The following is a 24,880-nucleotide window of genomic DNA, read 5'->3' as shown; positions in this document are numbered from 1 at the left end:
CCCCTACCGTTCTCCCGTGACCAGCGCACCCCTCTCCGGCGACCCCGCGACCACCCCCGCACCGAAGAAGCGGGGCAGCAGCGCCGGGCGGACCGTCAGCGCCGTGCTGCTGGTCGCGCTGACCGTGGTCCTGGTGCTGTTCGTCGTCTTCAACACCCAGTCGGTGCGGGTCAGCCTGGTCTTCGGCGTGGTCGACCTGCCGCTGGTGATCGCCCTCGTCGCCGCCGCGGTGCTCGGCGGTCTGATCGTCGCGCTGCTGAGCCTGCGCGCCCGCCGGCACCGCTGACGTGTCGGGGGCCGGCCCCGCGGGCAGGGCACCGGACATGACCGACCCCACGACCAACCCGGCCGACTCCCCCAGCAACCCCGACAACCTGGTCGACGGCCGCCCCGGCGACGACGCCCCCGACCAGGGCGCGCAGGACACCACGCTGACCACCGACGACGCCGCGCAGGACGACGACGCGGTGGCCGAGCCCGACAACAGCTGAGCAGCTAGATCCAGCCGTGCCGGCGCGCGGCGTCCACCGCCGCGTGCCGGTTCGGCGCCCCCAGCTTCGTCGCCGCGGCCGACAGGTGGTTGCGCACCGTGCCCGGGGAGAGGTGTGCCCGCGCGGCGATCTCCTCGACCGGCGCGCCACCGGCGGCCAGCTCGAGCACGTCGGCCTCCCGCGGGGTCAGCGGTGAGTCCCCGGCGCTGATCGCCTCCGCGGCCAGCTCGGGGTCGACGTAGCGGCCCCCGCCGTGCACGGTGCGGACGACGTCGGCCAGCACCGCCGCGTTGACCGTCTTGGGCAGGAACCCGCGCACCCCGGCCTCCAGCGCCCGCTTGAGGTGCCCGGGCCTGCCGTGCCCGGTGACGATGACGACCCGGCAGGCCGGGAGGACCGTCCGCAGCTCCGCGGCCACCGAGATGCCGTCCTGACCGGGCATCTGCAGGTCCAGCACGCACACGTCGGGGCCGTGCGCCCGGGCCATCGCCAGCGCCTCCGGGCCCGAGGCGGCCTGGGCGACCACCTCGACGTCGTCCTCCAGGCCCAGCAGGGCGGCCAGCGCGGAGCGGATGAGGTTCTCGTCGTCGGCCAGCAACACCCGGACGGTCACGCCGGCACCTCCGCCCGGACGACGAAGCCGCCGTCCGCGAGCCCGGCCTGCAGGCGGCCACCCCCGGCGGTGAGCCGCTCGGAGAGCCCGGTGAGCCCGTTGCCCCAGGTCGCGGGGGCACCGGCCCCGTCGTCGCGCACCGTCAACGTCGTCCCCTCGTCGTCGGTGGTCAGGCCGATGTCGCAGCGTCCGGCCGAGGAGTGCCGGAGCACGTTGGTGACCGACTCGCGGACCACCCAGCCGAGCAGCTCCTGGACCGGGGCCGGCACGGCGGCGACGTCGTCCTCACCGGTGACGGTGGTGGCGACCCCGGCCGAGCGCAGCACCGACCGGGCCCCGGCGAGCTCGGAGGCGAGGTCGGTGGCCCGGTAGCCGCGGACGACCTCGCGCACCTCGCGCAGCGAGGACTCGGCCAACGAGCCCACGCCGTCCATCTCGTCGGCGGCGCCGTCCCGGCCACGGCGGGCGAGCTCGGCGGCCAGCTGGCTCTTCACCGCGATGGCCGACAGGTTGCGGCCCATCACGTCGTGCAGGTCGCGGGCGAAGCGCAGCCGCTCCTCGGCGACGGCGAGCTGCAGCGCGACCCCGCGGGTGCGCTCCATCTCCTGGACGACGTCGAGGATCCACACGGTGAAGCGGAAGGCCGCGGCGACCGCCCACAGCGCGATCCCGATGGCCACCCCCGCGACCACCCCGGAGACCAGCGGGTTGCCCTCGGCCACCGAGACCGCCCCGGCGACCGCCCCGGTCACCGCCGAGGCCCAGGTGAGCCGGCGCATCGCCCAGCTGACCGACAGCACGAGCACCACCGCGCCGCCGAGCATGCCCACCGCGCCCGGGGCCGACGGGGAGGGCGGCCCGCCGTCGACGGCGGCGACCGCGACGGCCGCGGTCAGCGCGGCCGGGACGAGCAGGAGGGCCAGCTGCGCGCGGTCCGGGCCCGGGGAGCCGGGCTGGTGCCGGGCGTCCAGCAGGGCGCGGACCACCCAGAGGCAGGCCGCCGCGGTGCCCACCGTGCCGACGAGCAGCAGCACCGGCAGCACGGTCCCGGCCGCGGACCAGCCCGGGGCCACGGCGAACAGCAGCAGCGGGGGCAGCCCGAGCAGCGCCGAGTAGTAGGACCACCGGGTGTACAGCTCGATCCGCTGCGGGTCGGTGCGGCTGCGCCACCAGCGCGAGACGGTCGGCACGGCAGCCATGCTGCCGTACCGACCGTGCCGCGGCGGCGCCGTCAGCGGCGGGGTGCCCACCGGAAGCCCTTCGCCGCGACCACGGCGCCCACGACGATCCAGGCGGCGAGGACGGCCAGGGGCTGCAGGGCCGAGCTCCACAGCTCACCGCCGGAGACGACCTCGCCGTCCCAGGTGGTGCCGGCCAGGCCCAGCTGCAGCAGCTCGATGACCGGGGTGACCGGCAGGGAGCGGGCCACGGTGGCCAGCGCCTCGGGGAAGATGCTCAGCGGGTAGAGGATGCCCGACAGCGCGGTGTTGACCAGCACGATCGGCAGCGTGGTGATCTGCGCGGCCTCCGGGGTGCGGGTGAACGACGTGCTGGCCGCGGCCAGCAGCACCATCAGCACGACCCCGCCGAGGACGGCGACCAGCGGCAGCACGACGTCGGCCGGCGCGGTCCACTCGCCCAGGACCAGCACGCCCGCGGCGACGACCAGGATCTGCCCGATGCTGACCAGCAGCGTGGGCGCGGCGGTCGCGGCGAGCACCTCGGTGCCGGTCAGCTCACCGGTGCGCATGCGCTGCAGCACCAGGTCCTCGCGGCGGGCCACGTAGGTGGTGACCAGGTTGTAGTAGGTCAGGTAGATCAGCGTGATGCCGACCGAGGCCTGCATGAGCAGCGGGCCCAGCGGGGTGTCGCCGTCGCCCAGACCCAGGACCGGGACGACCGCGACGAGCAGCAGCGGCAGGACGACGGAGTTGACCAGCGCCGTGCGGTTGCGCAGCAGCAGCCGGGTCTCGGCGGTGGCGAGGGACCGGACCCGGGCGATCCGGGACGGGCCGGTGGTCGGGCGCTCGAGCGTGGCGGTGCTCATCGGGTCTCCTCCTGCTGGGTACGGACTGCGGGGTGGGTGCCGTCGGCGACGGCGAGGAAGGCCTGCTCCAGCGAACCGGCGCGGGCGTGGAGGGTGCGCAGGACGACGCCGTGCTCGGCGGCCCAGGCCAGCAGCCCGGCGAGCACCGGCTGCAACGCCCCGGTGTGCCACTCGACGCGACGGCCGGCGCGGGTCACCTCGACGCCGGAGGGCACCGGCGGCTCGGGGGCGTCGTCGTCCAGGGCGAAGCGGATGGTGGCGAGCTGGGTCTCGGCGATCTCGGCCTGGGTGCCCGCGAGCACGATCCGGCCCTCCCGCATCACGGCGACCCGGTCGGCGAGCTCCTCGGCCTCCTCCAGGTGGTGGGTGGTGAGCAGCACCGCGGCGCCCTCGGCGACCAGGCCCTGCACCAGCTCCCACACCCGGCGGCGGGACTCGGGGTCCAGCCCGGTGGTCGGCTCGTCGAGGACGACGACGCTGGGCCGGCCGAGCAGGGCGAGCGCGAGGTCCAGCCGACGCCGCTCACCGCCGGACAGCGACCGCACCTTGACGTCGGCGCGGCCGGTGAGCCCGACCTGCTCGAGGGCCTCGGCGACCGGGCGGGGCGCGGTGAGGGTGCCGGCCCAGGTCGTCAGCGTCTCCCCGGCGGTCAGGTCGCCGGGCAGGCCGCTGGTCTGCAGCAGCACCCCGAGGTGCGGGCGCACCTCCGCCCGGTCGCGGACCGGGTCGGCGCCGAGCACCCGGACGGTGCCCCCGGACGCGGGGCTCAGGCCCTCCAGCACCTCCAGCGCGGAGGTCTTGCCGGCGCCGTTGACCCCGAGCAGGGCGAGGACCTCGCCGCGGTGCACCTCGAAGGAGATGCCGCGGACGGCCTCGAAGTCGCCGTAGGAGCGGCGCAGGTCGGCGACCTCGATGACCGGGGCGGTGCCTGTCGGGGTGCCGGTGGCCGTGGTCGGTGGTGCGGTGGCGGGCTGCATCGTCGTCCTCCTGCTGGTGACTCGTTCTCGGTCACCCACGACGTTCCTGCCTCACCGCGCCTGGCACAGGTGCCGTCCCTCACGACCTGCGCCGCCGTCCGCACGGGTCACCCGTGACGTTCGTCAGGGGTCGACCGCTCATCGGCGTCGATCAGCTCCGACGACGGACGTGCGTCCTCCTCCACCGACGTCGGTGGAGGAGGACGCACGGTGGTCGTCCCAGCTGATCGAAGGGCGTCAGCGCGGGAGGCGGTCGGTGTCCGCGGCGCGCAGCCGTCCACGCAGCGCGAGCACGGTGAGGCCGGCGATCAGCATCATCACGCCGACCACCCAGAGCCCGGCCCGGCTGTTGCCGGTGGCGTCGAGCAGGAAGCCGGTGATGTACGGCGCCCCGAAGCCCGAGCTGTTGCCCAGGGTGTTGACCAGCGCGATCCCGGCCGCGGCGCCGGCGCCGGCCAGGAAGGTCGAGGGCAGGTACCAGAACACCGGCAGGGCGCAGAAGACGCCGATCGCGGTCACCGTGATCACGGCCATCGTGGCCAGCGGGGACTCCATGTAGAGCGCCACCGGGATGCTCACCGCGCCGAGCAGGGCGGGCAGCGCGACGTGCCAGACCCGCTCACCGGTGCGGTCGGAGTGCCGGGACCAGAACACCATCGCCACCGCGCCGATCGCGAAGGGGACGGCGACGATCAGCCCGTTCTCCAAGATGGAGAAGGTGGTGTCGAAGGACTCGGCGAACCCGGCGACGATGGTCGGCAGGAAGAAGCTCAGCGCGTAGAGGCCGTAGGTGACGCCGAAGTACACCAGGCCCAGCGCCCACACCCGGGGGTCCTTGAGGGAGTCGCGGACCCGGTGCTTCCCACCGGCCTGGGTGGCCTGCTGCTCGGCGGCCATCGTGTCGTCGAGCCACTGCCGCTCGTCGGCGGCGAGCCAGTCGGCGTCCTTGGGCCGGTCGGTCAGGTAGAACCAGGCCGCGATGCCGAGGAGGACCGCCGGCAGGCCGAGCACCAGGAACATGACCCGCCAGCCGGCCAGGCCGAGGAAGCCGTCGGCGTACTGCAGGATCGCGCCGGCGATCGGGGCGCCCAGCGCACTGGAGGCCGGCAGGGCGATCATGAACAGCCCGGTGAGGCGCACCCGGACCGACCGGGGGAACCAGAACGTCAGGTACAGCATGATCCCGGGGAAGAACCCGGCCTCGGCGACGCCGAGCAGGATGCGCGCGACGTACAGCGTGGTCGCGTTGGGCACGAAGGCCATCGCGGCGGCGATGATGCCCCAGGTGACCAGGATGCGGGCGATCCACCGGCGGGCGCCGAACCGGTGCAGGGCGATGTTGCTGGGCACCTCGAAGAGCAGGTAGCCGATGAAGAACAGGCCGCTGGCCAGGCCGAACATCGTCTCGGTCAGACCGAGGTCGGCGCTCATCGTGAGCTTGGCGAACCCGATGTTGGTGCGGTCGACGTAGTTGAGGAAGTAGGCCAGCCCGAGGAACGGGATGAGCCGGATCGCGACCTTGCGGACCACCCGGGCCTGCATGCCCGACGGGTCGGCCTCGGTGCGCACGTCCTGGGTCGCCACGGCGGCCTCCTCGCTGGGTTGCCCCGGGCACGCCTGTGTGTCCGGTGAGCGGGACCACCCTAGGAGCCGGTGCGTTCCGAGGTGCTCCCGACCCGCAACCGACTCCCGCACTAGGTTCGACACCGTGCCCGACGACGACCGCTGGCTGCCCCTGCAGGGGACGACGAACACCCGCGACCTGGGCGGCCTGCCGCTGATCGACGGCGGCACCACGGTGCCCGGGCGGGTGCTGCGCAGCGACGACCTGCAGGAGCTCACCGACCACGACGTGGTGGTGCTCGTCGACGACCTGGGCGTGACCGACGTGGTGGACCTGCGCAGCAGCGCCGAGGTGCGCCTGGAGGGGCGCGGCCCGCTGCGCGACCAGCCCGAGATCGCCCACCGACACTTCACCCTGCTGCCCGAGGCAGGCACGTACACCGACGTCTACGCCGCCGAGGACGACGCCGACGTCGACCTGCCCGAGGGCTGGCTGGAGAGCCTGCTGCCCCGCAGCGTCGCTGCCGAGCACGAGACCGAGACCCCCGCCGTCCGCTCCTACCTGGGCTACCTGACCGACGGGGCGGACAACGTCGTCGGCGCGCTGCGCGCGATCACCGCGGCGTCCGGCACGGCCCTGGTGCACTGCGCCGCGGGCAAGGACCGCACCGGCGTCGTGTGCGCGCTGGCCTTGGAGGTCGCCGGGGTCGAGCGGGAGGCGGTCGTGGCCGACTACGCGTTGACCGCCGAGCGGATCGACGACGTGGTGGGCAAGCTCGCCGCGCGCCCCACCTACGCCCAGGACATGGCGCGCCGCGACGTGGCCAGCCACACCCCGCGGGCGGACTCGATGCGCCGCCTGCTGGACCTGCTGGACGCCGACCACGGCGGCGCCGCCGGCTGGCTCGCCGAGCGCGGCTTCGGCCCGGAGGAGCAGACCGCCCTCCGCCTGCGCCTCACCGAGGCCTGAGACAGCGAACGACCCCGCACTCCGTGACGGAGTCGGGGTCGATTGCTGTGCGGCCCCCTCGTAGGGGCCCGCGGCGCGCGGAGCGCGTCGTGGGGAGCGAGGGGGTCCTTACCGGACGACGGTGTTGAACTGGCTGTTGGCCAGGGTCAGCAGGTCGTCGCGCATCGCGGGGCTGCTGCTGCGGGCGAGAGCCTTGTCCAGGGCCCGACGGGTCCGCGACGCCTGACGACGCTGACGCCAGGTGCTGGTGACGCTGCTCATGGGGTGTTCCTTCTTCCGTGCTGCTGGGTGGTTGTTACGTCTGTATTAAAGCAAGCATGTGCCGGTTCATTCCAACGGAACGATGGTGATTTCGGCCCCTGTCCTACGGATGTTCACTCCAAAGCCGTAAAGATCTACGAATGGTGTCCGACACCACACCCCCGCAGACGCCGCAAGCCCCTGCCGACCGTGGTGGTCGACAGGGGCTCGCGAAGCGGTTCCCGGATCAGCCGGCAGCGGCGTCCAGCACCTCGCGGACGGCGGCGCGGGCGGCCTGCGGGTCGTCGGACTCCAGGGCCACCTCGGCGGCGCGCTGACAGGTCGCCAGGCTGACCGTGGCGAGCTTGGCGCCGACGCCGGCGACCGAAGACGCCGCGCAGGACAGCGAGGTGATCCCCAGCCCCACCAGCACGCAGGCCAGCAGCGGGTCGGCCGCGGCCTCACCGCACACCCCGACCGGCTTGCCGACCCGCTGGCCGGCCTCGGCGGTGAGCTGCACCATCCGCAGCAGCGCCGGCTGCCACGGGTCGGTCAGGTCGGCGAGGTCGCCGGAGAGCCGGTCGGCGGCCAGCGTGTACTGCGACAGGTCGTTGGTGCCGATGGACAGGAAGTCCAGGTGCTGCAGGAACCGGTCGGCCAGCAGCGCCACCGAGGGCACCTCGACCATCACGCCGGGCACCATCCCGCGCTCGCGCACCAGCGCCGCGAACTCGGCGGCCTCGCTGACCGTTGACACCATCGGCGCCATGACCCAGGGGGTCGAGTCGGTCTGCGCGGCGGCCTGGGCCACGGCGTCCAGCTGGCGGGTCAGGATGCCCGGGTCCAGCCGCGAGGTGCGCAGGCCGCGGACGCCGAGGGCCGGGTTGGCCTCGTCCGGCGGGGTGGCGAAGGCCAGCGGCTTGTCCGACCCGGCGTCCAGGGTGCGCAGCACGACCTTGCGGCCGGCGAAGGCCTCGAACACCGCCGCGTAGCCCTGGGCCTGCTCCTCGACGGTGGGCTCCTCGGCGTGGCCGAGGAAGGCGAGCTCGGTGCGCAGCAGGCCCACGCCCTCGGCGTGCGCGGCGGCCGCGGCCCGGGCCCCGGCCCCGTCCTGCACGTTCGCCAGCACCTGGACGGCGTGGCCGTCCGACGTCGTCGCCGGGCCCTCGTAGCCCGACAGCGCCTCGGCGGCGACGCGGGCGGCCTCGACCCGGGCGCGGGCCTCGTCCTGGTCGGGGTCGACGGTGACGGTGCCCTGCTCGCCGTCGACCAGGACGAGAGCACCCTCGGCGACGTCGTTGAGCCCACCGACGGCGACGACGCAGGGCAGCCCGAGCTGGCGGGCGATGATCGCGGTGTGGCTGGTCGAGCCACCGAGCCGGGTGGCCAGCGCGACGATCCGGGTCGGGTCCAGGCCCGCGGTGTCGGCAGGGGCCAGGTCGTCGGCCAGGAGCACCGACGGGGTGTCCGGGTTGGTCACGCCGGGCTCGGACTGCCCGGTCAGCTCGGCCACGATCCGGTCCCGGACGTCGTTGACGTCGGTGACCCGCTCGGCCATCAGCCCGCCCAGGCTGGCGAACAGCTCGGCGAACTGCTGCGCGGCCCCCACCGTGGCCACCGCGGCCGAGGCGCCGCCGTCGATCCGCTGCTCCACCGTGGACAGCAGCCCACGGTCCCGGGCGAGCCCGGCCGTCGTCCCCAGCACCGCGGCACTGACGCCGCTGGCGGCCGCGGCGCGCTCGGACAGTCGGCCGGCGACCACCTCGGCGGCGGCGGTGAAGCGCTCCTTCTCCCCGGCGCGGTCGGCCTCGGCCACCGGCTGGGCGTCCTCACCGGGCAGCTGCACCGCCCCGTGCGGCTTGACGACCGGGCCCAGGGCGACCCCGGGCACCACCGGTGTCCCGGTCAGCACCGTCGGGCCGGTGACGCTGGAGGAGGTGACCTCGGGGCCGGTGGAGGTGGTCGTCATCGCAGGAGGTGCCTCTCTGTCGGGCGGGTCGCGAGGGTGCGGGTGGGGCCTGACGAGGAGGCTGGCGCGCCCAGCGTCGTCCCCGGTGACAAGAGTCACGACTCGGTCTTGACTTGTCAACGTAACGGAAGTAAAACAACACCAACACAGCGACGAACCCACACAAACGGGCACCGCCGCGTGACGGGGACGACGCTACGAGGAGGTGCGGGTGTACGCCGAGGAACGCCAGCAGGCCATCGCCGGCCTCGTCGCCCAGCGCGGCCGGCTCGCCGTCACCGCGGTCGCCGAGCGGTTCGGTGTCACCACCGAGACCGTCCGCCGCGACCTCGCCCTGCTCGAGCGGGCCGGGATGCTGCGCCGGGTGCACGGCGGCGCCGTCCCCACCAACGCCCTCACCGTCGTCGAGCCCGGCCTCGGCGAGCGCCGGAGCACCCGCACCGACCAGAAGCGCCGGATCGCCACGGCAGCCCTCGCCCTGGTCCCCGACGTCGACGGGTCGCTGATCCTCGACGGCGGCAGCTCCACCGCCTCGCTGGCCGAGGTGCTGCCCGCCGACCGCCGGCTGCTGGTGGTCACCAACTCGGTGCCCATCTCCCACCGGCTCACCGTCGCCCCCGGCGTCAGCCTGCACGTGCTCGGCGGCCGCGTCCGCGGGATCACCCAGACCGCGGTCGGGGAGTCCACCGTCGCCGCGCTGGCCGACCTCCGGGTCGACGTGGCCTTCCTCGGCGCCAACGGGGTCAGCGCCGCGCACGGCTTCTCCACCCCCGACGAGACCGAGGCCGCCAGCAAGCGGGCCATGGTCCGGTCCGCCCAGCGGGTGGTGGTGCTGGCCGACAGCAGCAAGCTCGGCCGGGAACACCTGGTCCGCTTCGCCAGCGTCGACGACGTCGACGTCCTGGTCACCGACGACGAAGCCGACCCGGACGTCGTCACCGAGATCGAGTCGCACGGGATCGAGGTCCTCACCGCATGAGCATCGTGACCCTGACCGCCAACCCCAGCCTGGACCGCACGCTGGCCCTGCCGGGTGCCCTGGAGCGTGGGGCCGTGGCGCGGCTGGGAGCAAGCCACACCGAGCCCGGGGGCAAGGGCGTGAACGTCTCCCGCGCGGTCGCCGCCGCCGGTGCCGACGTCGTCTCGGTCCTCCCGGCCGCCGACGACGACCCGATCGTGCGCGCCCTGCAGGCCCTGGGCCTGCGGCTGGCCACGGTGCCGGTGACCGACGCGGTGCGCACCAACTACACCCTCACCGAGCCCGACGGGACGACGACCAAGCTCAACGAGCCCGGCGCCCGGCTGGACGACGACGTCCGCGCCGCGCTGCTGGCCGCGGTCGTCGAGCACAGCGTCTCCGCCCGCTGGGTCGCGCTGTGCGGCTCGCTGCCCCCGGGCACCCCGCTGGACTGGTACGCCGACCTCGTCCGGGCGGTGCGCAGCAGCGGCGCGAAGATCGCGGTGGACACCTCCGAGGCCCCGCTGCTGGCCCTGCTGGCCGCCGGTCCCGACGCCGCCCCCGACCTCCTCAAGCCCAACACCGACGAGCTCGCGCAGCTGGCCGGGGTGCCCGAGGAGGTCGTGGTCAGCGACCCCGAGGCCGCACTGGCCGCCGTCGCCACGCTGCACGCGCGTGGCGTCGACGCGGTGCTGCTGACCCTCGGTGCCGACGGCGCCCTGCTGTCCACCGCCGACGGCGGGCTCTTCTCCGCCCGGCCGCCGCGGATCACCGTCCGCAGCACGGTCGGCGCCGGCGACTGCAGCCTGGCCGGCTACCTGCTGGCCGACCTCGCCGGCGCCTCGCCGGCCGACCGGCTGCGCTCCGCGGTCGCCTACGGCTCGGCGTCCGCGTCGCTGCCCGGCTCCGCCGTCCCGACCCCCGACCAGGTGGACCTCACCGCCGTCCAGGTGACCCCCGGGTACCCCCGCTCCACCGCACCGCAGCAGGACCCCACCCCGCACGCCACCCCTGTCGCGGCCGCCGGCCGCGATGCCCGCTGAGACCAGGAGCCCCTCCGTGTCCGCACTCATCACCACCGAGTTGGTGGCCCTCGACGCCGGTCCGTCCGACGTCGGTGGCACCGACAAGACAGCCGTGATCCGCACGCTCGCGGGCCGCGTCGCCGCCGCCGGGCGGGCCACCTCCGCCGACGGGCTCTTCGACGACGCCATGGACCGTGAGTCCAAGGTCGCCACCGGCCTCCCCGGCGGCATCGCGATCCCGCACTGCCGCTCCGCCGCGGTCACCGAGGCCTCGCTGGCCTTCGCCCGGCTCACCCCGGCCGTCGACTTCGGCGCCCCGGACGGCCCGGCCGACCTGGTGTTCCTCATCGCCGCCCCGGCCGAGGGCGACGCCGACCACCTGACGCTGCTCACCGCGCTGGCCCGCGCGCTGGTCCGGCCCGAGTTCGTCGCCTCGCTGCGCGCGGCCTCCACCGAGGCCGAGGTCGTCACCCTCGTCCAGGACGTCGTCGCCCCCACGGAGACCCCGGCCACGGCCGGTGCGACCGCCGCCGCCCCGGCCGCTGCTGCCCCCGCCGCCGCAGCCCCCGCGGCCGACCGCCCGACGATCGTCGCCGTGAGCGCCTGCCCGACCGGCATCGCGCACACCTACATGGCCGCCGACAAGCTGGCCGCCGCCGCCCGCGAGATGGGCGTGGACCTGCACGTGGAGACCCAGGGCTCCTCGGGCGCCACCCCGATCGACCCCTCGGTGGTCAGCAAGGCCGCCGCGGTGATCTTCGCCGTCGACGTGGGCGTCCGGGACCGGGACCGGTTCGCCGGCAAGCCGGTGATCCAGTCGGGCACCAAGCGGGCCATCCAGGAGCCCGAGGTGATGATCCGCGAGGCGCTGGCCGCCGCGCAGGACCCGAACGCCCGGCGCGTGCCCGGCGGCTCCGGCTCCTCCGACACCCCCGCCACCAGCGGTGGCCGCCCCAGCACCGGCTCGGAGATCCGCCGCTGGCTGCTCACCGGCGTCAGCTACATGATCCCGTTCGTCGCCGCCGGCGGTCTGCTCATCGCGCTGGGCTTCCTGTTCGGCGGGTACCAGATCGTCAACGGCAACCCCGACGTCGAGGGCCAGAGCTACGGCCTGAGCTGGCTGCTCAACAACAACGTGTTCGACCTCCCCGTCGCACCGGGCATCGAGGGCCTCAACGACGGCCTGCTCGGCTACCTGGGCGCCCTCTTCGTCGTCCTCGGACAGGCCGCGTTCGGCTTCCTGGTCCCGGCACTGGCCGGCTACATCGCCTTCGCCATCGCCGACCGCCCGGGCATCGTCCCCGGCTTCGTCGTCGGTGCGGTCTCCCTGACCGTCGGCGCCGGCTTCCTCGGCGGCCTGGTCGGCGGCATCATCGCCGGCTTCGCGGCCAAGTGGATCGCCGGCTGGAAGCTCCCCGCCGGCGTGCGCGGTCTGCAGCCGGTCGTGATCATCCCGCTGCTGGCCACGGTGATCTCCAGCGGCATCATGGCCCTGGTCCTCGGCCGCCCGCTGGCCCTCGCACTGACCGGCCTGAGCGACTTCCTCACCGGCCTGTCCGGCTCCTCGGCCATCCTGCTGGGGGTCATCCTCGGCCTGATGATGTGCTTCGACCTCGGTGGCCCGGTCAACAAGGCCGCCTACGTCTTCGCCACCACGGGCATCGGCGTGGCCGACCCCAGCCCCGCGTCGCTGCGCATCATGGCGATCGTCATGGGTGCGGGCATGGTCCCGCCGCTGGCGATGGCGATCTCGACCTTCATCCGCAAGCAGCTCTACACCCAGGCCGAGCGCGAGAACGGCAAGGCCGGCGTGCTGCTCGGACTCTCCTTCATCTCCGAGGGCGCCATCCCGTTCGCCGCGGCCGACCCGCTGCGGGTCATCCCCTCGATGATGCTCGGCGGGGCCACCTCCGGCGCCCTCATCGCGGCCTTCGGCACCGAGCTGCGGGCTCCGCACGGCGGCGTGTTCGTCTTCTTCGCGATGACGAACTTCTTCCTCTTCCTGCTGGCGGTCCTCATCGGTGCCGTGGTCGGCGGCGTGGCCGTCACGCTCGCCAAGAGCGTCGGCCGCACCCCGGAGGCGGCCCCCCCGGCCGCCACCGAGGACGCGATGGTCGGCGCCTCCGCCGGGACCACCCGGAGTGACGCCGTCCGCGCCAGCTGACACGATCACCGACAGAACTCGACGCAGAGGAGCGCACCGCATGCCCAGCCAGACCGTGACCGTCGGATCCGCCGTAGGCCTGCACGCCCGTCCGGCCGCCCTGATCGCCGAGGCCGTCGGCAAGGCCGGGGTGCCCGTCACCCTGGCCACCGCGGGGGGCAACCCCGTGGACGCTGGCTCGCCCCTGATGATCATGACGCTCGGCGCGAAGAAGGGCGCCGAGGTCACCGTGACCAGCGACGACGAGGCCGTCCTGGCCGACATCGCCGCGATGGTCGAGCGCGACCTCGACGCCGAGTAAAGGACCTGACTGCCCCCCACGACTCGCGAGCTCGCCGCGGGGCCCTGCAGTCAGGCCGTACGACGCCCCGTCTCCCCTCGTGGGAGGCGGGGCGTTCGGCGTCCTAGGGGAGCAGGGCGTCCGCGAGGCTGCCGCGGACGGGGCGCTCGCGCAGCAGGAGCATCTGGGCCAGGTGGTAGGCGTCGGGCTGACCGGTCCAGGTGCCGGTGCCGACCTCGCCGGTCGGGGTCAGCTCGTGGTGCCAGGACCCGGTGGAGCGGTCCAGGAAGTGCGCGTCCCCGTGCGCCTCCCAGGCGTGCTGCAGCCCGGCGGCCCGCGGGTCACCGGTGACCTCGTGCCGGACGGCGGCCGCCGCCACCGCCTCGCACAGCACCCAGTGCATCCGGGCGCCGACGACGGGCCGGTCGGACCAGTCCAGCGTGTACGGGAACCCGGGGTGCCCGTCGGCGGCCCAGCCCCGCTCGGTGGCGGCGGTGAACAGCGCATCGGCGTCGGCGCGCAACCAGCCCGGGGCCCGGTCCCCGAGGACGGCGTCCAGGTGCAGGCACAGCCGGGACCACTCGAACTGGTGCCCGACGGTCACGCCGTAGGGCCGGAACGGGTCGGCGGGGGCATCGGCGTTGTACTCCGGCAGCGGGGTCCACTCAGCGGTGAAGTGCTCGGGCAGCCGCCAGTCGGCGTCCCGGGCGAAGCCGTGCACGACCCGTTCGGTGGCCCGCAGCGCGTGGGTGCGCAGCCGGGCGGTGGCCTCCGGGTGGGTGCGGGCCAGCGCGTCGCCCGCGGCGAGCACCGCCTCCACGCCGTGCATGTTCGCGTTGGCCCCGCGGTAGTCCTCGACCTCGGTCCAGTCGGCCGAGAACGACTCCCGGGCCAGGCCCGCGGCGTCGTCCCAGAACCGGTCCTCCCAGACTGCGAGCGCCTCGGTGAGCAGGGCGGCGGACCCCGGCACCTCCGCGGTCACCGCGCTGGAGGCGGCCAGCAACACGAAGGCGTGCACGTAGGCGGCCTTGCCCCGGTCGGCGGTGCTGTCGCCCCACCCGCCGTGCTCGGCGTCGCGCAGCGGGCCGGCCGTCAGCGCCCGCACCCCGTGCTCGGCCAGGTCGAGGGCCTCGGTCGACCCCAGCAGGGCGGCGAGGGAGAACACGTGGGTCATCCGGGCGCTGATCCACGTCTCGGTGGGGCGCTGCTCGACCTCACCGTCGGCCCTCAGGTACCCGAACCCGTCGGGCACCCGGGAGCGCGCGGCGAAGGTGAGCAGCGGCCCGAGCTCGGTCTCCATCGCACCGACCCTAGAAGGCCAGGGCGGTCCCCGGGTCGTGCAGCACGGCGCCGATGTCGGCCAGGAACCGCGAGCCGAGCTCGCCGTCGACGACCCGGTGGTCGAAGCTCAACGCCAGCTGGGTCACCTGCCGGATCCTGATCTTGCCCTTGTGCACCCAGGGCGTCTCCCGGACCGCACCGAAGGCCAGGATCGCCGACTCCCCCGGGTTCAGGATCGGGGTGCCGGTGTCCACGCCGAAGACGCCCACGTTCGTGATCGTGATGGTGCCGCCCGACATCGCGGTCGGGCTGGTCTTCCCCTCCCGCGCGGTGGCGGTCAGGTCGGCCAGCGCGCCGGCGAGCTCGGCCAGCGACAGCCGGCCCGCGTCCTTGACGTTGGGCACGATCAGCCCGCGCGGGGTGGCCGCGGCGATCCCCAGGTTCACGTAGTCCTTGACCACGATCTCCTGGGCCGTCTCGTCCCACGAGCTGTTGACCATCGGGTGCCGGTGCGCCGCGAGCAGCAGCGCCTTGGCCACGAACAGCAGCGGGCTGATCCGCAGCCCGGCGAGCTCGGGGCGGGCGGCGAGCCGGGTGCGCAGCTGCATCGTCCGGGTCACGTCGACGGTGAGGAACTCGGTGACGTGCGGGGCGGTGAAGGCGCTGGCGACCATGGCGGCCGCGGTGTGCTTGCGGACGCCCTTGACCGGGATGCGCTGCTCACGGCCCTCGGTGCCGGCGTCGGCGACCGGGAAGCGGACGACCGTGCCGGCCTCGGCGGCCAGCTCGGCCGGGGTGCGGGCACCCGACGGGGCGGCCCCGCTGCGGGCGGCGTCGACGTCGGCACGGGTGATGACCCCGCCGTCCCCGGTGCCGGTGACGGTGGTCAGGTCGACGCCGCAGTCCTTGGCGTACTTGCGCACCGGCGGCTTGGCCAGCGGGCGGGGCGCCCGGCGACCGGGGGCGACGGCCTGGCCCGAGGCGGCCTCGGAGTCGGTGGCGTGCTGCTCGGCGGCCCGGCCCATCTCCACGCCTCCGGGACGCACCGGCTTGCTGCGCACGTCCGGGGCGGTCGCCAGCAACGGCGGGCGCTCGCTGCCCGAGCCGTAGTCGGCCTCGGGGAGGACCTGGGGGACGGTGGCCCTCTCGGCCGCGGCGGCACCGGAGCGGCGCGGGCGACGGACGGCCTCGGTGTTCTTCGGGCCGTAGCCGACCAGCACCGAGGTGCGGCCACCGGGCGCGGGGCCGCCGATCAACCCCGCGGCGGGGGTGTCGTCGGCAGGTGCGTCGTCGGCCGCGGGGCCACCGATGTCGATGGTGATGATCGGGGCGCCGACGTCGACCGTCGTCCCCGGCTCGTGCAGCAGCTCGACCACGGTGCCGGCGTAGGGCGAGGGCAGCTCGACGGCGGCCTTCGCCGTCTCGACCTCGCACAGCGGCTGGTTGGTGGTGACGACGTCGCCCACCGCGACGAGCCACTGCAGGATCTCGCCCTCGGTCAGGCCCTCGCCGACGTCGGGCAGCTTGAACTGACGCAGGTCGGCCATCTCAGAACTCCATCGCTCGGTCGACCACGTCCAGCACCCGGTCCAGGTCGGGCAGGTACTCCTCCTCGAGCTTGGACGGCGGGTAGGTGACGTCGTAGCCACCGACCCGCAGCACCGGGGCCTCCAGGGAGTGGAAGCAGCTCTCGGTCACCCGGGTGGCGATCTCGGCGCCGAGCCCGAGGTTGGTCTGCGCCTCGTGGACGACGACGCAGCGCCCGGTGCGGCGCACCGACTCCTCGACCGGGCCCAGGTCCAGCGGGGAGAGCGTGCGCAGGTCGATCACCTCGATCGAGCGGCCCTCCTCCTCGGCGGCCTGCGCCGCCTGCAGGGCCGTCTTCACCATCGGGCCGTAGGCCAGCAGGGTCAGGTCGTCGCCGGCCCGGACCACGCGGGAGGTGAACAGCGGCGGTGGGGCGACGTCGAGGTCGACGTCGGCCTTGTCCCAGTACCGGCGCTTGGGCTCGAAGAACACCACCGGGTCGGGGCAGGCGATGGCCTGCTGCAGCATCCAGTAGGCGTCGGCCGGGTTCGACACCGCGACCACCTTCAGGCCGGTGGTGTGCGCGAAGTAGGCCTCGGGGCTCTCGCTGTGGTGCTCGACCGCGCCGATGCCCCCGCCGAACGGGATCCGGATGGTGATCGGCATGGGCAGCCGGCCGCGGGAACGGGCGTGGATCTTGGCGACCTGGGTGACGATCTGGTTGTAGGCGGGGAAGACGAACCCGTCGAACTGGATCTCGCAGACCGGCCGGTAGCCGCGCATCGCCAGGCCCACCGCGGTGCCGATGATGCCGGCCTCGGCGAGCGGGGTGTCCACCACGCGCGCCTCGCCGAAGTCCTTCTGCAGGCCGTCGGTGATCCGGAAGACCCCGCCCAGCTTGCCGATGTCCTCGCCCATGAGCACGACCTTCGGGTCGTCCTCCATGGCCTTGCGCAGGCCGGTGTTGAGGGCCTTGCCCAGCGTCAGGGTGGTCACTGCTCGAACCCCTCGTGGTAGCTGAGGAACTCCGCGCGCTGCGCGGCGATCTCCTCGGTCTGCTCGGCGTAGACGTGGTCGAACATGTCGGTGCCGGCCGGGTCGGGCATCTCCAGCGTGCCCTTCCGGATCCGGACCGCGAGCTCGTCGCCCTCGGCGTCGACGGCGGCGAAGAACTCCGGCCCGGCCTTGCCGGAGCGGGACAGGTGCGCCTTCAGGCGGGCGATCGGGTCACGCAGCTTCCACTCCTCCAGCTCTCCGGCCAGCCGGTAGCGGGTGGGGTCGTCGGAGGTGGTGTGCGCACCCATCCGGTAGGTGAACGCCTCGATGAACGTGGGCCCGGAGCCCTCCCGGGCGCGGGCCAGCGCGGCGCGGGTCACGGCGAGGACGGCGAGGACGTCGTTGCCGTCCACCCGGACGCCGGGGAAGCCGAACCCCGCGGCGCGCTGGAACAGCGGCACCCGCGACTGGCGCTCGATCGGCACGCTGATCGCGTACTGGTTGTTCTGGCAGAAGAACACCACCGGGGCGGAGAAGGTCGCGGCCCAGATGAAGGACTCGTTGACCTCGCCCTGGCTGGTCGCGCCGTCGCCCAGGAAGGCCAGCGCGGCGGCCTCGGCGTCGTCGCGCTGGATGCCCATCGCGTAGCCCGTGGCGTGCAGGCACTGCGCGCCGATGACGACGGTGTAGAGGTTGAACCGGCGGGCGACCGGGTCCCAGCCGCCGAGGTCGTTGCCGCGGAACAGGCTGATCACGTGCAGCGGGTCGACGTCGCGGGTCCAGGCCACGCCGTGCTCGCGGTAGGTCGGGAACGCCATGTCCCCGGTCCCCATGGCCCGGCCGGCGCCGACCTGGGCGGCCTCCTGGCCCAGCAGCGAGGCCCAGATGCCCAGTTCGCCCTGGCGCTGCAGCGCGGTGGCCTCGACGTCCCAGCGGCGCACCAGGGCCATGTCCCGGTACAGGGAGCACAGCTCCTCGTCGGTGACGTCCAGGGCGTAGTCGGGGTGCTCGACGCGCTCGCCCTCCGGCGTCAGGAGCTGCACGAGGTCGGGCTGGGCGGGCAGGTGGGGCTCGCCGGCCCCCGGGACGGGGTCGACGATCTCCTGCATCTCGGGTGCTGCGGTCACGACTTCTCCTCGCCGTCTCCCCGCCCCCGGGATCCCCGTGGGCACGGTCGGTGGACGTCTCACGGCACCGTGCAGCGCCGTGTGCAGCACATCACTGCCGGATCGGAGTGCGCAAGGGGGGTCGTTCGGATTGAGCAGGATGCTCGGTCGGACCCTGTTGTGGCGTGGCACACTGAGCACCGTGCCCGGCATCGACGCCACCGACGCCCGTCTCCTGCTCGCCCTCTCCGAGGACCCACGGGCGACGGTGATGGCGCTGTCCGCCGAGCTCGGGCTGGCCCGCAACACCGTGCAGGCCCGGCTGGCGCGCCTGGAGTCCGGCGGGGTGCTGGACCCCTTCGAGCGGCGCGTCCGCCCCGAGGCGCTGGGCTACCGGCTGGGCGCCTACGTGACCGTCACGGTCACCCAGACCTCGCTCGCCGAGGTCAGCGCGGGCCTGGCCGACATCCCCGAGGTGCTCGAGGTGACCGGGCTGTCCGGCGTGGCCGACCTGCTCGTCCAGGTGGTCGCCGTCGACGCCGACGACCTCTGGCGGATCAGCGAGCAGGTGCTGGCCATCCCGGGCGTGCAGCGCACCGACACCAACCTGGCGCTGCGCCGGTTCGTCGACCACCGGATGACCCCGCTGCTCCGTCGCGCCGCGGGCCTGGAGGCCTGACCTGCACCGTTAGGGTGCGCCGTGCGTCCGCTGCGTGTCCTGCTCCCCGCCCTGCTGCTGCTCACCGGGTGTGCCACCTGGTCGCAGCCCGAGGCCGCGGTGACCGTGGTGTCCGAGGAGCCCTGCGCGGACGCCGAGGGGTTCAGCTGCGTGACCCTCGCCGTCCCCACCGACCACGTCGTCGTCGGCAGCGCGACGTGGGACGTGACCTTCGCGGTCCACCGCGCCGAGCAGGAGTCGCGTGGGGTGTTCGTGACCGCGACGGGCGGGCCGGGCTCGAGCGGCATCGCCCTCGCCACGGACTACACCGACGCCATGCCCGCGGAGATCACCGACTCCTTCGACGTCGTCTTCTTCGACCAGCGCGGCATCGGGCTCTCCCAGCCCTTCCGGTGCGACGACACCGTCGCCGCGGACGAGAGCCCGGGCGTGGACAGCTCGTCCTCCCCCGAGGAGCGGGACGCGTTCGCCGAGGCCGCCACCGCGTTCGGGGAGGACTGCTTCGCCGAGGCCGGCGTGGACCCGGCCGACGCCGCCCGCTACGGCACCCGGCAGGCGGTCGAGGACCTGGAGCTGTTCCGCCGGTGGCTGGGCGCAGACACCCTGACGCTCTACGGGGAGAGCTACGGCACCCAGTTCGTGCAGACCTACGCCGCCGCGCACCCCGAGCACGTCGAGGGGCTGGTACTGGACGGCGTGGTGGACCTGAGCACCGAGGTCGAGGACTTCTACACCGAGGCGGCGCAGGCCTACAGCGACGCGTTGACCGCGACCCTGCTGGCCTGCGACGTGCAGCGCCGCTGCGCCGACGAGGCCCCCGGTGACTCGCTGGCCGGCTACGACCAGCTGGCCGAGCAGCTGGCCGCCGAGCCCGTCGACCTGGGGGACGGCGAGGAGTTCGGGCTGGACGGGCTGCAGGCCGCTGCCTTCTCCACCGTCAGCGACCCGTACTCCCGGACGGCGCTGCAGGAGGCGCTGAACGAGGGGCTGGACGGGGAGTTCGAGTCGCTGGCGACGCTGGCCGCGCCCGCCCCGGTCGACGACACGTTCTCGGACGCGTTGTTCCTGGCCGTCGAGTGCCAGGACTTCGACTTCGTCCCCCGCGACGGCAGCGGGCGGGCCGAGCTGGACGACTGGCTGGACGCCGCCGCCGAGGTCGGCGCGGACGGGATGCGGCTGGGCGCGGTGTTCTACAACGACCTGAGCTGCCTGTTCTGGCCCGGGGTCGCCGACACCGCGGACTTCGAGCGGCCGGCCCCGGTCACCGACCCCGCGTACCCGATGCTCGTGCTCACCGCCGACACCGACCCGAACACCCCGACCCAGAACGCGCTGCGGGTCTACAGCCGGGTGCTCGACGACGCCTCGCTGGTCACCCAGCAGGGCGGCCCACACGTGCTCTTCGGCCGCGGGGTCTCCTGCGTGGACGACCTGGTGGCCGACTTCGTCGCCGACGGCACCCCGCCGCCGACCGAGGTCACCGTCTGCGCCGGTGACGTGTCCGACCCGTACTGACCGTTTCCGACCCCGCGGACGGCGGGTAGCGCCCGCCCATGGCAAAGCAGACCCCTCTGGGTGCGATCGGCAAGGGCAAGCGCGGCATCTCCACCGGGGGCTGGCTGCTCCGCGGCGCGGCCGCCGGTGCGACCGGCACGACCGTGTTGAACACGGTGACCTACCTGGACATGACCGCCCGCGGCCGCGGCACGAGCTCCACCCCCGAGCAGACGGTGGAGAAGCTGGCCGAGAAGGCACACGTGGAGATCCCCGGCGAGGGCGACACCCGCGACAACCGGGTCTCCGGGCTCGGCCCGCTGACCGGGATCGTCGCCGGCGTCGGCGTGGGTGCCCTGGCCGGGCTGGCCCGGGCCCTGGGCTTCCGGCCGAACCCGCTGGTCGGCGGTCTCGTCGCCGGCGTCGGCGCGCTGGTCGCGGCCAACGGCCCGATGGCGGCCCTGGGCATCAGCGACCCGCGCACCTGGTCGGCCACCGACTGGGCGGCCGACGTCGTCCCGCACCTGGCCTACGGCTTCGCCACCCACTCCACCCTGGCGGCCCTCGACCGCGCCTGACCCCTGCTGCACGAAGCGCCCTCCTCGTCAGGTCTCCTGACGGGGAGGGCGTTCCTCGTCAGGGGGGGGGTCCAGCCGCGCTCGTCGACGCCGCCGGGGACGGGGGCGGCGGGGTCGTAGGGCTGCCGGGTGAAGGTGAAGGTCGCCAGGTCGAGGTGGTCGGCGGCGATCCGCAGGGTCTCCCCCGCGTAGTAGCCGTCCAGGCCGACCCACGAGCCGTCGGGACGACGGGCGAACCGGCTGGCCCGGCCTCCCCGCCCGGGCAGCGGCCCCAGGTGCAGCAGGCCACCGGCCTGGGCGCGCAGCACGTGCGGCGCCGGGCCCCAGAACCAGACGCCGAGATCGGCCAGCGGCACCGGCGGGGCCTCCGGGGACCAGGCCTCGACCACCCGGGGCTCGGCGGCCCGCAGGTCGGCCAGCAGCCCGGGCACCAGCGGGTCCAGCCCGCTCGTGGTGTTGGCCAGCATCACCGCACCGGTCTGCTCGGCGCGGTCCACGAACACCCCGGCGAGGAAGCCGGGCATCGAGCCGCCGTGCCCGACCAGCGTCGCGCCGTCGGCCCGCACGACCTGCAGACCCAGCCCGTAGGCCGACCACCCGGCCGACGAGGAGTCCACCCCGGCCGGCTCGCTCATCTCGGCCAGCGTCGCCGGGGAGAGCACGTCACCGGTGTCACCGAGCAGGAAGGCGGCGAACCGGCCCAGGTCGGTCAGCGTGGCCCAGAGCTGGCCGGCGGCGTCCATGACGCCGGCGTCGTGCTCGGGCTCGGGCAGGACGACGTCGGCCCACGGGTGCACCGCGCTCCCCCGGGCGGCGACGCCGGAGGGTCGCGGCGTCGTCCGGCTCATCCCCAGGGGGCCGAGCACCTCCCCGGTGACGGCCTCGGCCCAGGACGTCCCGCGGTGCCGGGCGACGAGCTCACCGAGCAGGCCGAAGCCGAGGTTGGAGTAGTGGAAGCGGCGGGCCGCACCGAGCACCACGTGCTCGGGGGCCAGCGCGAGGTCCTCCAACGACCCGCCGGGGACCCGCTCCCACCACCCGCCGGGGCTCTCGCTGGAGGCCCCGGCCAGGTGCGAGAGCAGCTGGCCGACCGTGCGGTCACCGAACGGGGTGCCGGGGACGTGCGCCTCCAGCGGGTCGCCCAGGCCGAGCCGGCCCTCGTCGCGCAGCCGCATGACCACGACGGCGGTGACGGTCTTGCTGATCGAGCCGAGCCGGTACTGCACGTCGGTGTGCGGGTCGGCGACGCCCCCGCGGCCGGCCGACCACGCCAGCCCGCCGTCCCGGACGACACCGGCGACCAGGCTGGGGGCCCGCCCGTCGCGCTGCACCCGGGCGGTGCGGGCCAGCAGGGTGCGGGCCGTGGTGGGTGCGACGGGGGTGGGCTCGACCATGTCCCGCAGGCTAGCCAGCCGTGCGCGCGACGGTCTCCCCGAGCGGCAGCCGGCCGGTGCGGGCGGCCCAGCGCTCGAACCAGATCGTGGTGAACGGCGGGACCGAGGCGATCAGCGCCAGCGCCGCGGTCCGGAGGTCCCAGCGCAGCACCCGCCAGGCCAGGAACGACACCGCCACGTAGCCGACGAAGACCGCGCCGTGGATCGGCCCGGCCACCTGGACGCCGACCTCGGAGGTGCCCAGCACCCACTTGACGAACATGCCGGCCAGCAGCAGCGCCCAGGTCACCGCCTCGGCCAACGCGACGACGCGGAAGAGGCGGGCAACGGTGCGGGGCTCGGTCAGGGCGCTCACGACAGGTCCCAACGGCGCGCAGCCCGGGAGGGTCCCCGGGTGTGACCGACCTCCCGACAGCACACCGCCCCGGTCACCATCAGGTGACCGGGGCGGTGGGAGGTGTCGGCTGGGTCAGCCGGCGAGGCGACGCATCGCGGTGATGGAGCCCATCGTGTCGATGCTGGCGACCTTGACGACGTCACCCGAGGTGGGCGCGTGCACCATCTGGCCGTTGCCGATGTAGATGCCGATGTGGCTGACCGGGCTGTAGAAGGCGATCAGGTCACCGGGCTGCAGGTCGGCGCGGGAGACGGCCTGGCCCATCGAGGCCTGCATCCGCGAGGAGTGCGGCAGCGAGATGCCGGCGGCGGCGTAGGCGTACTGCACCAGGCCCGAGCAGTCGAAGCTGTTCGGCCCGGAGGCGGCCCACACGTACGGGTCGCCGCGCTGCGCCATGGCGGTGTCGACGGCGATCTGCGCGGCGGCGCTGTTGGCGGTCACCGCACTGCCGCCGGACGCCGAGGAGCTGGCGGCCGGGGCACTGGCCGAGCTGCTCGAGGACGAGGACGAGGACGACGACGCGCTGCTCTCGGTGGTGGCCGGGGCAGCTGCGGCGGCGGCCGCGGCAGCAGCAGCCGCGGCGGCGGCCTGCTCCTGGGCCGACAGCGCGGCGTACTCGGCCTGGTACTCGGCGATCTGCGCGTTCAGGGACTCCTGCTGGGCGGTCACGCTGTCCAGCTGGGCCTGGGCGTCGGCCGCGGTCTGCTGCGCGGCGGCCTGGGCCTGCGCGGCAGTGTCGTTGGCGGCCTGCGCCGAGGTGAGCACGTCGGTGTTGTGGGCGCCGAGGACGTCGAGGGTGGAGACCCGGTCGACGAACTCGCTGGCCGACCCGCTGGTCAGCATCGCCTGCAGCGAGCCGAGCTGGGTGTCGCCGGTGTAGGCGGTGCGCGCCACGCTGGTGACCGACTGCTGGGCCTGGCTGTAGGCGCTCTGCGCGGCCGCGGCGTCGGCGGCGGCCTGGTCGGCGGCGGCCTGGTCGAGCAGGAGCTCTTCCCGGGCGGTGTTGAAGTCCTCGGTGACGACCTCGAGCTCGTGGCCCTTGTCGGCGATGAGCTGGGCGGCCTCGGCGGCGGTGGTCGGCTCGGCCGGGGCGGACGAGGTGCTCGGCGCGTCCGTGGTGTCCGGTGCGGCGAGGGCCGGCGTGGAGGTCAGGACGACCCCGGCAGCGGCGAGGAGGGTGATCGCAGCGCGACGCCCCCGGAGGGCGGGGCGACGCGCGGGCATGCTGGAACTCGCCATGTGCGGCGGGTGGTCCTTTCTTCCAACGAGCCGCCTACCGGGTTAGCTGACGGATTCGGACGGGAAGTTCGCCCGGCACGTCGACCCTGGGTGGGTCGGTGCGTGCTTCACCCCAGTGCTGCGGTGGGTCCCCGGTCCGCTGCTCCTCGGTGCGCAGCGGGGGCTGCGCGGTGGTGCCGGTGGTGCTCACGAGGGGCGTGCGGTTCGGCGGCGTCCGGTCGGTGTCACCCAGGGGAGGCGACGGAACGATCCGTCCGGACGGGCCGACGGTAGGTGCGTAATACGTTCGTGACAACCGCCGAGACCCCTTTTGTGGACTTCCGCACCCGGGTCCGGTGAACACGCTCACAACGGGTGAGGAGATGCCTCCGTGCAGGGACTGGCGCGCCGCGAGTTCTGCCTCGTGCTGCTCCGCCGGATGGCCGACGTGCGGCCCGACCTCGTCGCTGCCGCACTGCCCCGGCTGGGCGCCACCCGGGCGCAGGCGCACGCCGCGCACACCCGGTGGCAGACGCTGCAGCACTCGGCCCGGCGGGGTGACCGGCACGCCGCGGTGCTCGGCCCGCCGGAGAGCACCGCCGCGCGTCCCTGGGGGGACCTCGAGCTCGTGGTCCGGCAGTGGGTGCTCCCGTTGTGGCCGACGCTGCGCTGGGAGGTCGTGTCCGGGCCGGGCGGGCAGGTGCTCCGCGAGCAGCTGGTGCGGGGCCCCGGCTCCCCCGCGCCGTCCGGCCTCCTCGTGTGGGAGCACGTGCTCGACGACGTCGCCGCGGTGGAGGGCGCCGTCCTCGAGCCCCCCGACGTCCCCACCCGGGACGTGGTGGCCCTGCCCGACGGCACCCGGGCGCTCCTGGTCTGGGGGCTGCTGCAGCGGGTCGACCGGGCAGGATGACCG

25 protein-coding genes and 1 riboswitch are annotated in these 24,880 nt (G+C 74.5%); of the genes, 11 read left to right on the top strand and 14 right to left on the bottom strand.

The window, feature by feature from the left end:
• Window positions 1–16 precede the first annotated feature (16 nt).
• A complete protein-coding gene (locus ASG36_RS11930; RefSeq protein ID WP_235494908.1) occupies window positions 17–286 on the top strand; it encodes a lipopolysaccharide assembly protein LapA domain-containing protein in 270 nt (89 codons plus the stop codon).
• A gap of 37 nt (window positions 287–323) precedes the next feature.
• A complete protein-coding gene (locus tag ASG36_RS21940) occupies window positions 324–491 on the top strand; it encodes a hypothetical protein (protein ID WP_157498776.1) in 168 nt (55 codons plus the stop codon).
• A 4-nt stretch (window positions 492–495) separates the two neighbouring features.
• On the opposite strand, the gene ASG36_RS11925 is transcribed toward ASG36_RS21940, so the two are convergent.
• The 5 genes from ASG36_RS11925 to ASG36_RS11905 all read right to left on the bottom strand — a co-directional run bounded on the left by ASG36_RS11925 (window position 496) and on the right by ASG36_RS11905 (window position 5,712).
• Window positions 496–1,104: a response regulator transcription factor gene (locus ASG36_RS11925; RefSeq protein ID WP_055763990.1), complete on the bottom strand. Its 609-nt coding sequence runs from the start codon at window positions 1,102–1,104 to the stop codon at window positions 496–498.
• Window positions 1,101–2,294 (bottom strand): sensor histidine kinase, encoded by a 1,194-nt coding sequence (locus tag ASG36_RS11920; RefSeq protein ID WP_157498775.1) that lies wholly within the window; start codon window positions 2,292–2,294, stop codon window positions 1,101–1,103. Before ASG36_RS11920 ends, ASG36_RS11925 begins: the two co-directional genes overlap by 4 nt.
• Before the next feature lie 41 nt (window positions 2,295–2,335).
• Entirely contained in the window at window positions 2,336–3,151 is an 816-nt protein-coding gene (locus ASG36_RS11915) for an ABC transporter permease (RefSeq protein WP_055763986.1), read from the bottom strand.
• Window positions 3,148–4,128, bottom strand: coding sequence for an ABC transporter ATP-binding protein (locus tag ASG36_RS11910; protein ID WP_055763984.1), 981 nt, complete (start codon window positions 4,126–4,128; stop codon window positions 3,148–3,150). Before ASG36_RS11910 ends, ASG36_RS11915 begins: the two co-directional genes overlap by 4 nt.
• Window positions 4,129–4,365: 237 nt before the next feature.
• Window positions 4,366–5,712 (bottom strand): MFS transporter, encoded by a 1,347-nt coding sequence (locus ASG36_RS11905; protein ID WP_235494906.1) that lies wholly within the window; start codon window positions 5,710–5,712, stop codon window positions 4,366–4,368.
• Between the two features lie 124 nt (window positions 5,713–5,836).
• On the opposite strand from ASG36_RS11905, the gene ASG36_RS11900 reads away from it, so the two are divergent.
• Window positions 5,837–6,661: a tyrosine-protein phosphatase gene (locus ASG36_RS11900; RefSeq protein ID WP_055763982.1), complete on the top strand. Its 825-nt coding sequence runs from the start codon at window positions 5,837–5,839 to the stop codon at window positions 6,659–6,661.
• A gap of 108 nt (window positions 6,662–6,769) precedes the next feature.
• On the opposite strand, the gene ASG36_RS21935 is transcribed toward ASG36_RS11900, so the two are convergent.
• Together ASG36_RS21935 and ASG36_RS11895 are read right to left on the bottom strand one after the other, a co-directional pair.
• Window positions 6,770–6,922, bottom strand: a complete 153-nt coding sequence (locus ASG36_RS21935; protein ID WP_157498774.1) for a hypothetical protein — start codon at window positions 6,920–6,922, stop codon at window positions 6,770–6,772.
• A 226-nt stretch (window positions 6,923–7,148) separates the two neighbouring features.
• Complete coding sequence (locus ASG36_RS11895; protein ID WP_055763980.1) at window positions 7,149–8,870, bottom strand: phosphoenolpyruvate--protein phosphotransferase; 1,722 nt, start codon at window positions 8,868–8,870, stop codon at window positions 7,149–7,151.
• A gap of 211 nt (window positions 8,871–9,081) precedes the next feature.
• Between ASG36_RS11895 and ASG36_RS11890 the strand changes: the two genes are divergently transcribed.
• Genes ASG36_RS11890 through ASG36_RS11875 form a run of 4 tightly spaced genes read left to right on the top strand, consistent with a single transcriptional unit; the run spans window position 9,082 to window position 13,318 of the window.
• Entirely contained in the window at window positions 9,082–9,849 is a 768-nt protein-coding gene (locus ASG36_RS11890; protein WP_055763977.1) for a DeoR/GlpR family DNA-binding transcription regulator, read from the top strand.
• Window positions 9,846–10,871 carry a 1-phosphofructokinase family hexose kinase gene (locus tag ASG36_RS11885; RefSeq protein ID WP_055763975.1) on the top strand — a complete coding sequence of 342 codons (1,026 nt, stop codon included), beginning with the start codon at window positions 9,846–9,848 and terminating at the stop codon, window positions 10,869–10,871. Before ASG36_RS11890 ends, ASG36_RS11885 begins: the two co-directional genes overlap by 4 nt.
• Window positions 10,872–10,887: 16 nt before the next feature.
• The gene (locus ASG36_RS11880; protein ID WP_200944448.1) at window positions 10,888–13,017 is read left to right on the top strand and encodes a fructose-specific PTS transporter subunit EIIC; all 2,130 of its coding nucleotides are present in this window, start codon (window positions 10,888–10,890) and stop codon (window positions 13,015–13,017) included.
• 40 nt (window positions 13,018–13,057) lie between these two features.
• On the top strand, window positions 13,058–13,318 hold the full coding sequence (locus ASG36_RS11875) for an HPr family phosphocarrier protein (protein ID WP_055763972.1): 261 nt from the start codon (window positions 13,058–13,060) through the stop codon (window positions 13,316–13,318).
• Between the two features lie 103 nt (window positions 13,319–13,421).
• Here ASG36_RS11875 and ASG36_RS11870 read toward each other — a convergent pair whose 3' ends face one another.
• Genes ASG36_RS11870 through pdhA form a run of 4 tightly spaced genes read right to left on the bottom strand, consistent with a single transcriptional unit; the run spans window position 13,422 to window position 18,228 of the window.
• The gene (locus tag ASG36_RS11870; protein WP_055763970.1) at window positions 13,422–14,597 is read right to left on the bottom strand and encodes an AGE family epimerase/isomerase; all 1,176 of its coding nucleotides are present in this window, start codon (window positions 14,595–14,597) and stop codon (window positions 13,422–13,424) included.
• Window positions 14,598–14,607: 10 nt separating this feature from the next.
• Window positions 14,608–16,125, bottom strand: coding sequence for a dihydrolipoamide acetyltransferase family protein (locus tag ASG36_RS11865; RefSeq protein WP_055763968.1), 1,518 nt, complete (start codon window positions 16,123–16,125; stop codon window positions 14,608–14,610).
• Window position 16,126: 1 nt separating this feature from the next.
• Window positions 16,127–17,101 (bottom strand): alpha-ketoacid dehydrogenase subunit beta, encoded by a 975-nt coding sequence (locus tag ASG36_RS11860; RefSeq protein ID WP_200944447.1) that lies wholly within the window; start codon window positions 17,099–17,101, stop codon window positions 16,127–16,129.
• On the bottom strand, window positions 17,098–18,228 hold the full coding sequence (gene pdhA, locus ASG36_RS11855; protein WP_235494905.1) for a pyruvate dehydrogenase (acetyl-transferring) E1 component subunit alpha: 1,131 nt from the start codon (window positions 18,226–18,228) through the stop codon (window positions 17,098–17,100). Before pdhA ends, ASG36_RS11860 begins: the two co-directional genes overlap by 4 nt.
• Window positions 18,229–18,409: 181 nt before the next feature.
• Between pdhA and ASG36_RS11850 the strand changes: the two genes are divergently transcribed.
• From ASG36_RS11850 to ASG36_RS11840, 3 genes are read left to right on the top strand one after another with little or no spacing between them, the layout of a single operon-like run.
• Window positions 18,410–18,886 (top strand): Lrp/AsnC family transcriptional regulator, encoded by a 477-nt coding sequence (locus tag ASG36_RS11850; RefSeq protein ID WP_200944446.1) that lies wholly within the window; start codon window positions 18,410–18,412, stop codon window positions 18,884–18,886.
• Window positions 18,887–18,907: 21 nt separating this feature from the next.
• The gene (locus ASG36_RS11845; RefSeq protein WP_055763964.1) at window positions 18,908–20,401 is read left to right on the top strand and encodes an alpha/beta fold hydrolase; all 1,494 of its coding nucleotides are present in this window, start codon (window positions 18,908–18,910) and stop codon (window positions 20,399–20,401) included.
• A 38-nt stretch (window positions 20,402–20,439) separates the two neighbouring features.
• A complete protein-coding gene (locus ASG36_RS11840) occupies window positions 20,440–20,958 on the top strand; it encodes a hypothetical protein (RefSeq protein ID WP_082523033.1) in 519 nt (172 codons plus the stop codon).
• Here the strand turns inward: ASG36_RS11840 and ASG36_RS11835 are convergent.
• The 3 genes from ASG36_RS11835 to ASG36_RS11825 all read right to left on the bottom strand — a co-directional run bounded on the left by ASG36_RS11835 (window position 20,910) and on the right by ASG36_RS11825 (window position 23,973).
• Window positions 20,910–22,352, bottom strand: a complete 1,443-nt coding sequence (locus ASG36_RS11835) for a serine hydrolase (protein WP_082523032.1) — start codon at window positions 22,350–22,352, stop codon at window positions 20,910–20,912. The genes ASG36_RS11840 and ASG36_RS11835 overlap by 49 nt on opposite strands.
• 10 nt (window positions 22,353–22,362) lie before the next feature.
• Window positions 22,363–22,707, bottom strand: coding sequence for a DUF3817 domain-containing protein (locus ASG36_RS11830; protein WP_235494903.1), 345 nt, complete (start codon window positions 22,705–22,707; stop codon window positions 22,363–22,365).
• Between the two features lie 114 nt (window positions 22,708–22,821).
• Window positions 22,822–23,973, bottom strand: a complete 1,152-nt coding sequence (locus ASG36_RS11825) for a C40 family peptidase (RefSeq protein ID WP_235494901.1) — start codon at window positions 23,971–23,973, stop codon at window positions 22,822–22,824.
• Between the two features lie 30 nt (window positions 23,974–24,003).
• A riboswitch (cyclic di-AMP (ydaO/yuaA leader) is annotated at window positions 24,004–24,157 on the bottom strand.
• Between the two features lie 201 nt (window positions 24,158–24,358).
• Between ASG36_RS11825 and ASG36_RS11820 the strand changes: the two genes are divergently transcribed.
• The gene (locus tag ASG36_RS11820; protein WP_055763960.1) at window positions 24,359–24,877 is read left to right on the top strand and encodes a hypothetical protein; all 519 of its coding nucleotides are present in this window, start codon (window positions 24,359–24,361) and stop codon (window positions 24,875–24,877) included.
• Window positions 24,878–24,880: the final 3 nt, after the last annotated feature.

The sequence above is a fragment of the Geodermatophilus sp. Leaf369 genome, assembly GCF_001424455.1.
Taxonomy (GTDB): Bacteria; Actinomycetota; Actinomycetes; order Mycobacteriales; family Geodermatophilaceae; genus Klenkia.
The sequence above is the reverse complement of the archived record's forward strand: the minus strand, read 5'-3'. Positions and strand labels throughout refer to the sequence as shown.

Bases quoted from the DNA above. Each gene is read 5' to 3' on its own strand.
- ASG36_RS21940 (WP_157498776.1), top strand. From the start codon at position 324: ATGACCGACCCCACGACCAACCCGGCCGACTCCCCCAGCAACCCCGAC.
- ASG36_RS11870 (WP_055763970.1), bottom strand. From the start codon at position 14,597: ATGGAGACCGAGCTCGGGCCGCTGCTCACCTTCGCCGCGCGCTCCCGG.
- ASG36_RS11895 (WP_055763980.1), bottom strand. From the start codon at position 8,870: ATGACGACCACCTCCACCGGCCCCGAGGTCACCTCCTCCAGCGTCACC.
- ASG36_RS11825 (WP_235494901.1), bottom strand. From the start codon at position 23,973: ATGCCCGCGCGTCGCCCCGCCCTCCGGGGGCGTCGCGCTGCGATCACC.
- ASG36_RS11875 (WP_055763972.1), top strand. From the start codon at position 13,058: ATGCCCAGCCAGACCGTGACCGTCGGATCCGCCGTAGGCCTGCACGCC.
- ASG36_RS11865 (WP_055763968.1), bottom strand. From the start codon at position 16,125: ATGGCCGACCTGCGTCAGTTCAAGCTGCCCGACGTCGGCGAGGGCCTG.
- ASG36_RS11915 (WP_055763986.1), bottom strand. From the start codon at position 3,151: ATGAGCACCGCCACGCTCGAGCGCCCGACCACCGGCCCGTCCCGGATC.
- ASG36_RS11910 (WP_055763984.1), bottom strand. From the start codon at position 4,128: ATGCAGCCCGCCACCGCACCACCGACCACGGCCACCGGCACCCCGACA.
- ASG36_RS11835 (WP_082523032.1), bottom strand. From the start codon at position 22,352: ATGGTCGAGCCCACCCCCGTCGCACCCACCACGGCCCGCACCCTGCTG.
- ASG36_RS11840 (WP_082523033.1), top strand. From the start codon at position 20,440: ATGGCAAAGCAGACCCCTCTGGGTGCGATCGGCAAGGGCAAGCGCGGC.
- ASG36_RS21935 (WP_157498774.1), bottom strand. From the start codon at position 6,922: ATGAGCAGCGTCACCAGCACCTGGCGTCAGCGTCGTCAGGCGTCGCGG.
- ASG36_RS11885 (WP_055763975.1), top strand. From the start codon at position 9,846: ATGAGCATCGTGACCCTGACCGCCAACCCCAGCCTGGACCGCACGCTG.